Consider the following 9,956-nt stretch of genomic DNA (forward strand, 5'->3'; position numbering starts at 1 on the left):
GACGCGAACGGCCGTCGCGCGGCGAGCCTTGCGAGGATCGTCGTGGGCCGCGCCCGGCGCGGCGAATGCAGATCCCGTCCATGCCGGGCCGCGACGGCAAAGCGTCGCGGCGGGAGAAAACGCCCTGCCGCTCGGGTTTCGCTCGGGACGACGCGTCGATGTCGCGCGGGACGGCCGGGACCGGGGGCACGATGGACGCGGCGAACCAGGTGACGAAGGCCCAGGATGCCCCGCGTGCACGCCAGGATGCACCGCCTTCACGCAAGGGCGCGCCGCGTGCGCGGGAGATCACCCCGCGCGGGATCGCGCTCGGCGCCGCGATCACGGTCGTGTTCATCGCCGCCAACGTCTACATGGGCCTGAAGACCGGGATGACGTTCTCGTCCTCGATCCCGGCGGCGATGATCTCGATGGGCTGCCTGCGGCTGCTCGGCGGCTCGAGCATCCTCGAGAACAACATCGTGCAGACGCAGGCCTCCGCCGCCGGCACGCTGTGCAACGTCATCCTGATCCTGCCCGGCCTGGTGCTGATCGGGCATTGGCACGGCTTCCCGTTCTGGCAGACCAGCGCGGTGGGCGCCCTCGGCGGCCTGCTCGGCGTCGCGTTCTCGATCCCGCTCCGGCGCGCGCTCGTCACCCGCGCGGGCCTGCCCTACCCGGAGGGCGTCGCTGCCGCCGAGGTGCTGCGCACCGGCGAGGGCGAGGCCGGCGCGAAGGGCCTGCGCGATCTCCTCGGCGCGGCCGCCGGCGCGGGCGCGATCGGGCTCGCGACCACCGGGTTCCGGCTGCTGGCCGAGGGGATGCACGGGACGCTCGCGGCGGGGAGCGCGGTGTTCCGCCTCGGCACCGGCTTCTCCCTGGCGCTCGTCGGCGTCGGCTACCTCGTCGGGATCGGCGCGTGCCTGGCGCTGCTCACCGGCGTCGCGATCGCCTGGGGCGTCGCCGTGCCGCTGCTGACCGCGCTCGGGCAGGGGGAGGGCGCCTCGCCGTCGGAGATGGCCGAGGCGGTGTGGTCCGGGCAGGTCCGCCTGATCGGGGCGGGCATCATCGCGGTCGGGGGCCTCTGGACCGTCGGGTCGCTCGCCCGCCCGATCCTCGGCAGCATCGCCACCGCCCTGGCCTCGGTCCGGACCAGCGGCTCGCGGCTGCCCGGCCCGGACCATCCGCGGGCCGAGCGCGACCTGCCGATCACCTGGGTCGGCGCGGCGGTGCTGGCGCTGACCCTGCCGCTGGCGTGGCTGTTCGCCGGCTTCGCATCGGGCGCCGAGCTCGGCGGCGGGCTGTACGGGCTCGTCGCGGCCGCGACCGTGTTCGCGGTGCTGTTCGGCTTCCTGATGGCCGCCACCTGCGGCTATCTGGCCGGCCTCCTCGGCTCGTCCTCGAGCCCGATCTCCGGCATCGGCATCCTTACCGCGATGGCCGCGGCGGTGCTGCTGCCGCTGCTGGTCGGCCGCTCCGCCGGACCGGAGGGCGACCGCTTCGTCATCGCGATGGCGCTGCTCGTGGCCGCGGTCATCGTCACGATGGCCTCGATCGCCAACGACAACCTGCAGGACCTGAAGACCGGCCAGCTCGTCGACGCCACGCCCTGGCGCCAGCAGGTGGTGCTGCTGATCGGCGTCGCGGTCGGCGCCGCCGTCATCGGGCCGCTGCTGTCCCTGCTCTACGAGGCCTACGGCTTCGTCGGCGCCCTGCCGCGCGAGGGCATGGAGGCGGCCAACGCCATGCCCGCCCCCCAGGCGGCGCTGACCTCGCAGATCGCCGGCGGCATCGTCCACGGCACCCTGCCGTGGACGATGGTGCTGATCGGCGCCGGGCTCGGGGCCGTGCTGGTCGCGGTCGAGGCGTGGCTGCGGCGGCGCGACCTCACCTTCCCCGCGCTCACCGTCGGCATCGGCATGTACCTGCCGCTCTCGGTCGAGATGACGATCGCGGTCGGCGGCGTCCTGGGCTGGCTCGCCGAGCGGACGATCCGGGCACGCGCCGCGGCGCAAGGGGACGATGCCGGCGCGGCGACCGAGGCCGCGCGCCGCCGCGGCGTCCTCCTCGCCTCCGGATTCCTGGTCGGCGAGAGCTTCGTCGGCGTGATCCTGGCCGTCGCCGACACCCTGGCCGGGCGCAGCGCGTCCCTCGCCCTCGTCGGGCCGGGTTTCGCCCCTTACGCGACCTGGCTCGGCGCGGCCGTGTTCGGGTGCGGCCTCGCCGTGTTCTACCGGCTCACCGCGCGGGCGGACCCGGACGAAGCGGCGGCGTAGGCACGGCCGCGCCGGTGCGGGCGGTGTTTTGGGAGAGCAGGTTTCCGGTGGCCGATCAGCCATTGCCCGGCAGGGCATGCGGCCCCGTTCGATCCCCGATCCCACCCGCATCCGCATCCTGAGGTGCTTGCGCGCAGCGGAAGCCTCGAAGGAGCCCTCCAGCGCGCGAGATCCCGTGAGGGCTCCTTCGAGGCCGCTCGCGCGGCGCCTCAGGATGAGGTCCGAGCCCGGAGAGGAAGCGTGACCCGCCCAGGTCGCCGCGGCATCCGAAGCCCGTCCGCCTCGGTCGCCGGAGCCGGCATGAAAACGTCGGCCCGCCGCCCGTATCTCGCCGGCCGCCCGACCGGTTCGGTCCGAAACCCGACAGAACCAACCCCGGGGACCGCAGTTGCTCCCGTATGCGCCGCATCGTCCGAGCAGCGGCCGGGAGCTTCGCACCATGAAGGCCCTCGTCTGGCACGGCACCACCGACATCCGCTGCGACACGGTTCCCGATCCGACGATCGAGGACGGGCGCGACGCGATCATCAAGGTCACGAGCTGCGCGATCTGCGGCTCCGACCTGCACCTCTACGACCACTTCATGCCCGGCATGAAGGCGGGCGACATCATGGGCCACGAGACCATGGGCGAGGTGGTCGCGGTGGGGAAGGACAACACCGCGCTGAAGGTGGGCGACCGGATCGTCGTCCCGTTCACGATCACCTGCGGCCAGTGCCCGCAATGCCGGCGCGGCAACTTCTCGGTCTGCGAGCGCACCAACCGCAACAAGGCGCTCGGCGACGCCGCCTTCGGCCACACCACGGCGGGCCTGTTCGGCTACACCCACCTGACCGGCGGCTATGCCGGCGGCCAGGCCGAGTACCTGCGTGTGCCGTTCGCCGACTCGACCCACATCAAGGTGCCGGACGGCATCCCCGACGAGCGGCTGCTGTTCCTGTCCGACATCTTCCCGACGGGATGGCAGGGCGCGGTCCAGTGCGACATCCAGCCGGAGGACACGGTCGCGATCTGGGGCTGCGGGCCGGTCGGGCAGATGGCGATCCGCTCCGCGATTCTGCTCGGGGCCAAGCGCGTGATCGCGATCGACCGGGTGCCCGAGCGTCTCGCGATGGCGCATGCCGGCGGCGCCGAGGTGCTCGACTACCACGCCGAATCGAACATCGTCGCCCGGCTCAACGACATGACCGACGGCCGCGGGCCGGAGAAGTGCATCGACGCCGTCGGGCTCGAGGCGCACGCGCTCGGCGCGGTCGACGCGGTCTACGACCGGGCCAAGCAGGCGATGATGCTGGAGACCGACCGCGCCCACGTCCTGCGCCAGATGATCATGGTCTGCCGGCCGGCCGGGATCCTCTCGGTGCCGGGCGTCTATGGCGGCCTGATCGACAAGTTCCCGATCGGCGCGCTGATGAACAAGGGGCTGACCGTCCGCACCGGGCAGACGCACGTGAAGCGCTGGACCGACGACCTGCTGCGCCGGATCGAGGAGGGGCAAATCGACCCGTCCTTCGTCATCACCCACACGGTCGGCTTGGAGGACGGCCCCGAGATGTACCGCACCTTCCGCGACAAGCAGGACGGCTGCATCAAGGTGGTGATCCGGCCATGAGCGGCGCGCGTCCCTCCCCCCCGACGCGCCCGGCGCCCGGCCGCGGCGCGCGGACCGGCCACCACGCGCTCGCGCGCGGCCTCGGCTGGTTCTCGATCGGCCTCGGGCTGCTGGAGACGGCGGCGGCGCGGGGCCTGTGCCGGACCCTCGGCCTCGAGGGCCGGGAGACGCTGGTGCGCAGCTACGGCGTGCGCGAGGTCGCGACCGGCGTCGCCATCCTGACGAGCCACGATCCGGCGCCGTGGATCCTGGGCCGCGTCGTCGGCGACGCCCTCGACCTCGCGACCCTGGCCCAGGGCTTCGAGGGCGATCGTGGGCAGAGGGCCAACCGCGTCGCCGCGACGGCGGCGGTGGCGGGCGTGACGGTGCTCGACGTCGTCTGTGCCCAGGGGCTGATCGCCGCCAAGCGCCTCTCCCGGCCCGGTGCCTTCGACTACGGCGGCCGCAGCGGCTTCCCCCGTCCGCCGCAGGCCATGCGCGGGGCGGCGGCCGACTTCGCGGTCCCGCACGATTTCCGAACTCCCGAGGCCCTGCGGCCCTGGTCCGGCGACGCCTCCGGGTCGCGCGGCATGCCAAGAACCTTGCCAGCGGAAAATATCTGATTTGCCGGCAAATGATACGGTAGGCGAGACGCGTGCCCGATCGGATCCGCGTCGGCAGGCAGGCGGTCATCGCCCCCCATCGAAAGGACGCGCGGCCATGGTCCAACAGGTTTCGGTCGACCCGGAGGCGCAGGCGGGCAAGGCCGCCGAGGACGGCACAAGGACGCTCGCCGGCGATCTCGCCTATCGCCGCCTGATGATGGTCAACGTCGTCTTCGTCGGCACGCCCGGCGCCGGGGATCGCGGCTGGGTGCTGGTCGATGCCGGCATTCCCGGCACGAAGGGCCTGATCGAGGGCGCGGCCGAGGCACGCTTCGGCCCGGGCGCCCGCCCGGCGGCCATCGTCCTCACCCACGGGCATTTCGACCATGTCGGGGTGCTGGAGGATCTGGCTGCGGAATGGGACGCGCCCGTCTACGCCCACGCGCTGGAGCGGCCCTACCTCGACGGCAGCGCCGCCTACCCGCGGCCCGATCCGAATGTCGGCGGCGGCGCGCTGGCGCTGCTGTCGCCGTTCTACCCGACGAAGCCGGTCGACGTGGCCAGCCGCCTCGTCACCCTGCCGGAGGACGGGACGGTGCCGCCGATGCCGGGCTGGCGCTGGATCCACACCCCCGGCCACAGCCCCGGCCACGTCTCGCTCTGGCGCCCGGGCGACCGGTCCTTGATCGCCGGCGACGCCTTCGTGACGACGGCACAGGAATCGATCTACGCGGTCGCGGTCCAGGAGCTCGAGATCCACGGGCCGCCGATGTACCTGACGATCGACTGGCCCGCCGCCGCCGCCTCGGTCCGCAGCCTCGCCGCCCTGCAGCCCGAGCGCGTCGTCACCGGCCACGGCCGCGCCCTGGAAGGGGCGGAGATGCGCCGCGGCCTCGACGTCCTGGCGCGGGACTTCGAGACCGTCGCGGTGCCCCGGCACGGCCGCTACGTCGACCACCCGGCGACCGCCGGCGACGGATCGGCCTATCGCGCGCCGTGAGCCGGCCGCTCAGCCGGCGGCCCGCGCGGCCGGACCGGCGAGGGCGGCGGCGGCGTCGCGGTAGGCGTGCAGCGGGCGGCCCAGGATCGCGGTCAGCCGCTCGCGGTCGCCGGCCTCCGGGATCATGCCGTCGCCGACGAAGCGCTCGGCCATCAGGCGCATCTCGTAGGCCATCCACCGCGGCATGGTGCCGGCCATGGCCTGCTCGAACCCACTCGGATCGTCGCCGCCGTAGGCGACCGGGCGGCCGAGCACCGCGCTCCAGATCGCGGCGAGGCCCGCGCCGGTGAGCGTGTCCGGCCCGACGAGGTTGATGGTCTCGACCGGCAGCGGGCCCGGCGCCGCGTCGCGGCGGATCAGCGCGATCGCGGCGATCTCGGCGATGTCACGCGCGTCGACCATGGCGACGCCCTTGCCGCCGATCGGCATCGGGTAGACCGCGTGGTCCACGATCACGTCCCGGATCATCGCCTCGTTGTCCATGAAGTAGGTCGGGCGCAGGATCGTGGCGCCGAAGCCCATCTGCCGCAGCATGCGCTCGGCCCCGAACTTCACCGCGAAGTGCGGCACCTCAACGGCGCGGTCGGCCCCGAACACCGACAGGTAGACGACCCGCTCGACGCCGGCCTCGCGCGCGAGGTTGAGGGTGACGATCGCCTGGGTGAACTCGTCGCCGGTCACCGCATTCAGCAGGAACAGCGTGCGCACGCCGACGAAGGCCCGGCGCAGCGCGTCGATGTCGAGAAGGTCGCCCGTCGCGACCTCGACCCCGGCGGGGAATTCGGCCTTGGCGAGATCGCGGGTCAGCACCCGCACCCGGGCTTGCCGCGCGACGAGCTGCTCGACGACGTGGCGGCCGACGCGGCCGGTGGCACCGGTGACGAGAATGGTCATGGAAGTCGCTCCTGTGGGTTGCGCCGTTCGGCTGACCCCAAGATGTGCGATCCACTTTCGAGCCAATAGGCGCTATATCTGGACGGACCGTCTCACGGGTGGAACGCCATGGACCTGCTCGCCCTGGAGGATTTCACCCTCGTCGCCCGCCATGGCGGGTTCGGCAGGGCGGCGCACGCGGCCGGGCGGCCGAAGGCGACGCTGTCCCGGCGGGTGGCGGAGCTGGAGGCCAGCCTCGGCTTGCGCCTGTTCGAGCGCGGCGCGCGCGCCCTGAAGCTGACGGAGGAGGGCCGGGCGCTGTTCGAGCGGGCCGGCGCGCTGCTCGTCGAGCTGACCGAGACCGCCGCGGCGATCGCCTCCGGCGGCCAGCGCCCGCGGGGCCGGCTGCGGATCAACGCTCCGCTGCTGTTCTCGCAATCGGCGATGGGCAAGCTCGCGGCGCGCTTCGCCCTGAAGTACCCGGAGATCCGGCTCGAGGTGACGACGGAGGATCGCACCGTCGACATGATCGAGGAGGGCTTCGACCTGGTGATCCGGGTCGACCCCGCTCCGGACGCGAGTCTCGTCGGCCGCGCGTTCCTGCGCGACCGCCTGGTGGTCGTGGCGAGCCCCGGCCTCGCCCGGCCCGTCGGCGGCGCGGCGGTTCCGGCCGTGGTGCGGGGGAGCGGCGCGCACGCGGCGTGGCGGGTGAGGCTGCCGGGCGGCCCGGCCGCGATCGCGGTCGAGCCGGTCCTGCGCCTGTCGACGCTGATCATGGTCCGCGACGCGGTGCGGGCGGGCGTCGGGGCGGGCCGGCTGCCGATCTCGCTGGTGAGCCACGATCTGCGCGACGGCCGGCTGGTCGATTGGGGCGACGTCGACGCGCCCGAGATCGTGCTCTGGGCCCTGTACCCGACGCGCCGGCTGCTCAGCACGCGCGTGTCGGCCTTCCTGGACCACCTCAAGCAGGCGTTTCCCGGCGGGACGCCGGACGAGCTCGCGGCCTACATCGCCGATTGAGGTCGATCCGCCGGGTCGCCGCCCTTCGCGTCGGAATCGGCCACCGCGCGCGGGCCGCCGTGCCCGGTCGATCGTCGCCGAGGCTCACGTGGACGGGGGCGCTTCCGAAAACGAAGACGGGGCGGGCACGGGTTCCCCCGCATCCGCCCCGACCCGAGGGACGATCGTCCCGCGTTCCGTCCCCTGCTGTAGAGAGCAGGTGAGTTTGGTTGCAAGCCGACGTCTAAAACATTGAAATTGCTTGGCTTTTTACCTGATCTTCAATAGAGTGCGGTTGCAGTGAAGGGGGGGGGTTGATAGTGCAATTATAGACATTGGACCACAAGGCAAAAAAATGCCCCGGCATAACCAGGGCATTTTCGTAATCGAAAAACTTATCGAAGCTTCGAATTTAGCAGCGCTTCAACTTCATCTCTTTTGTAATAAACCTTACCTACATCATATGAAGACGTAACGGGATGAATTTGATTTCTCCTTAAAATGGACTTCACCGGATTTCTTTTCGTAGCGGATGCAATTTGAATTTCGCTGAGAGCGATATAATTCTTTATAAAATTATCAACAGACTCTGAGCTAACATTGTATCGTTCATGATAATACTGAGGGCATTCTGCAGGTATCTCGTTGATCAGTCCCAATCTAATGATCCTGCGCGCCGATGCATAATGTAGGTTCAGCTTCCGGGCTGCTTGATCCACGCTGATCCCGACGCCTGAAAACAGGGCGGGCCGCACTTGCTCTGGCCTGACCCGTATCGACATGTAACCGAGTTCGTCCGAGCGACGACCGACCCACGGAAGTCGATGGTTCTGGATGAGGCTGACGATGTCCATCGCACCGCATGGCACCCTCTTCGCCGCGCGTGGAATGGAGAATGCCCCCTCGACCTCGCGATCGAGAACCTCGGCACCGTCCGAGAGCGACAACATCAGCGCATCGACCTCCTTCATGTTGAACGCGAGCAGCCGCTTCGTCGAGCCGCCGTTGGGGTACACCGGGCGCAGGAAGCCGGCACGGAACAGGAGTTGGGCCTGGACACGCGGGGCGTTGATATAGGCGGACACCTTCGTCAGCCCCTTGGTCCCGCAGAGCTCGGCCAGGAACGGGGCGCTGGCCTCCGCCGAAAACATCACGAGGTTATCCGCAAGGTCGGCATGTTCGTCGCCGATGAATCCGGCTTCCCGCAGCAACTTGCGGAGCCGCTTGGGATGGACGCCCGTTTCGCGTGATGCGGATCAGATCGAGTGGACCTGTCGTTCATCAACCGACTGTCCCAGGCATACCTTACCCGAGCCGATGGGCAGGGATGCTGCGACGGCATCTCGAACCAGGCCGCGAAGCCGTTCCATGTCCTGCGTGTCCCGGTTGTCGGAGAACCAGGCATGGAGGCTGCCGAGGGCGGCTTGCGGCCCTCCGTTGGCCGACCTCGTGACGTCGCCGCGAACGAGATCGAGGATGAAGGTCCGGATCGCGTCCTCACCGGCCGTCGCCAGGTCGCACCCGAACTGGGCGGCGATCCTGAGCTGGCTCTCGTCCAGCTTGCTCGACCGCTGGCTGCGGCCATGCAGCCGGACCGTTCCCAGTACTTCGCAGAAGCGCGCGGCCACGCCGGTCGCGAGACCATCCAGCAATGGTATCCCACCGCCATCACCGATGATGCGCCGGAGCAGGTAATCCTCCAGCCTCGTCGTCTCCACCGGCGCGGTGGTGTCGACCAGCCGGGATAGATCCGAAGCGTGTGGTCGAACGGAAGCCGCGAAGTCGTGAACCGTCCTCTGCTCCGAGGGGAGGATCGCCAGGGGAGTGCCGTGGAGGTGGCAGGTCCGGATGAACGAGATCTGCCACCAGGTCCGGCAGTACATCGCGGCATCCGGCGGCAGTGTCGAGCCCTCCGCATCCCGCAGAAGACAGGCAGGGCACACCCGTAGCCGCGCGCGGGACATCCACTGTCGATCGAAGCGTTCGGTGCCCAGGAGCCGAACGTTTTCGTCGATCTTGCGGAAGGTTGACGCGAACAACAGGTTCGGATCGACACCGGCGAGCTCTGCGAGACGTTGGATCGCGGCCGGCTCGCCGTCGATGACCTGGCGGAACAGCATACCCTGGTCCTCGCAGAACGAGCCCGCCAGGGGGATGCCGTTGCGCGCGGCGAGTCGCGACACGAAACTGGTTGGGGTCTCGCAGGGCATGTAGGGGACGGTCATGCGAAGGGACGTCATCACCTGTCCTTCCCCTTGATCGAGGGCTTGGTCCGCTCGTCGCTGGCCTCCTTCTTGTCGCGGACCACAATCATGCGCCAGACATCGACTGGTCAGCCCCCATTGAAGTGGTCCGCCCTTTGGTATGGCCTTTGAGCCTGGAGGCCGGACGAGATGGCAAAGCACCCGAGGCCCGAGGAGATCGTCGCCAAGCTCCGTCAGGCGGACGCGCTGATGTCACAGGGCCAGGCCGTGGCCGATGCGATCCGCGCGCGCGGCTTGAGCTCGGTGACGTACTACCAGTGCCGGCGGGAGTTTGGCGGCCTGAAGTCGCATCAAGTCCGACGGAGGACGAGTCTGGAGCGCGAGAATGCTTGGCTTCGAAAAGCCATCGCCGATTTGACGCTGGACAAG

At 70.2% G+C, this 9,956-nt stretch carries 9 protein-coding genes; 6 read left to right on the forward strand and 3 right to left on the reverse strand.

The annotated features are described in order from the left end of the window. Positions 1-158 precede the first annotated feature (158 nt). The 4 genes from MKK60_RS11350 (at position 159) to MKK60_RS11365 (ending at position 5,451) form a co-directional block, all read left to right on the forward strand. On the forward strand, positions 159-2,255 hold the full coding sequence (locus MKK60_RS11350; RefSeq protein WP_243985806.1) for an OPT family oligopeptide transporter: 2,097 nt from the start codon (positions 159-161) through the stop codon (positions 2,253-2,255). 439 nt (positions 2,256-2,694) lie between these two features. After that, positions 2,695-3,867: a zinc-dependent alcohol dehydrogenase gene (locus MKK60_RS11355; RefSeq protein WP_243985808.1), complete on the forward strand. Its 1,173-nt coding sequence runs from the start codon at positions 2,695-2,697 to the stop codon at positions 3,865-3,867. After that, complete coding sequence (locus MKK60_RS11360; RefSeq protein ID WP_243985817.1) at positions 3,864-4,469, forward strand: cyclase dehydrase; 606 nt, start codon at positions 3,864-3,866, stop codon at positions 4,467-4,469. The genes MKK60_RS11355 and MKK60_RS11360 overlap by 4 nt, the downstream gene beginning before the upstream one ends. 97 nt (positions 4,470-4,566) lie before the next feature. Continuing rightward, positions 4,567-5,451, forward strand: a complete 885-nt coding sequence (locus MKK60_RS11365; protein WP_243985819.1) for an MBL fold metallo-hydrolase — start codon at positions 4,567-4,569, stop codon at positions 5,449-5,451. Positions 5,452-5,460: 9 nt separating this feature from the next. Here MKK60_RS11365 and MKK60_RS11370 read toward each other — a convergent pair whose 3' ends face one another. Then, entirely contained in the window at positions 5,461-6,345 is an 885-nt protein-coding gene (locus MKK60_RS11370) for an SDR family oxidoreductase (RefSeq protein ID WP_243985821.1), read from the reverse strand. A gap of 108 nt (positions 6,346-6,453) precedes the next feature. Between MKK60_RS11370 and MKK60_RS11375 the strand changes: the two genes are divergently transcribed. Continuing rightward, positions 6,454-7,344, forward strand: a complete 891-nt coding sequence (locus tag MKK60_RS11375; RefSeq protein WP_243985823.1) for a LysR family transcriptional regulator — start codon at positions 6,454-6,456, stop codon at positions 7,342-7,344. Between the two features lie 374 nt (positions 7,345-7,718). On the opposite strand, the gene MKK60_RS11380 is transcribed toward MKK60_RS11375, so the two are convergent. Beyond that, the gene (locus MKK60_RS11380) at positions 7,719-8,534 is read right to left on the reverse strand and encodes a hypothetical protein (RefSeq protein ID WP_243985825.1); all 816 of its coding nucleotides are present in this window, start codon (positions 8,532-8,534) and stop codon (positions 7,719-7,721) included. A 45-nt stretch (positions 8,535-8,579) separates the two neighbouring features. Then, on the reverse strand, positions 8,580-9,548 hold the full coding sequence (locus MKK60_RS11385) for a TniQ family protein (RefSeq protein WP_243985827.1): 969 nt from the start codon (positions 9,546-9,548) through the stop codon (positions 8,580-8,582). 168 nt (positions 9,549-9,716) lie between these two features. Here MKK60_RS11385 and MKK60_RS11390 point away from each other — a divergent pair. After that, positions 9,717-9,956: transposase (locus MKK60_RS11390; protein WP_409567389.1), on the forward strand; the 240-nt coding region annotated here is incomplete at its 3' end.

Source organism: Methylobacterium sp. J-092 (assembly GCF_022829325.1).
In the GTDB taxonomy this organism is placed as follows: Bacteria; Pseudomonadota; Alphaproteobacteria; order Rhizobiales; family Beijerinckiaceae; genus Methylobacterium.

Coding starts and splice junctions, on each gene's coding strand:
- MKK60_RS11350 (WP_243985806.1), top strand. CDS start 159: ATGTCGCGCGGGACGGCCGGGACCGGGGGCACGATGGACGCGGCGAAC.
- MKK60_RS11355 (WP_243985808.1), top strand. CDS start 2,695: ATGAAGGCCCTCGTCTGGCACGGCACCACCGACATCCGCTGCGACACG.
- MKK60_RS11360 (WP_243985817.1), top strand. CDS start 3,864: ATGAGCGGCGCGCGTCCCTCCCCCCCGACGCGCCCGGCGCCCGGCCGC.
- MKK60_RS11365 (WP_243985819.1), top strand. CDS start 4,567: ATGGTCCAACAGGTTTCGGTCGACCCGGAGGCGCAGGCGGGCAAGGCC.
- MKK60_RS11370 (WP_243985821.1), bottom strand. CDS start 6,345: ATGACCATTCTCGTCACCGGTGCCACCGGCCGCGTCGGCCGCCACGTC.
- MKK60_RS11375 (WP_243985823.1), top strand. CDS start 6,454: ATGGACCTGCTCGCCCTGGAGGATTTCACCCTCGTCGCCCGCCATGGC.
- MKK60_RS11385 (WP_243985827.1), bottom strand. CDS start 9,548: ATGACCGTCCCCTACATGCCCTGCGAGACCCCAACCAGTTTCGTGTCG.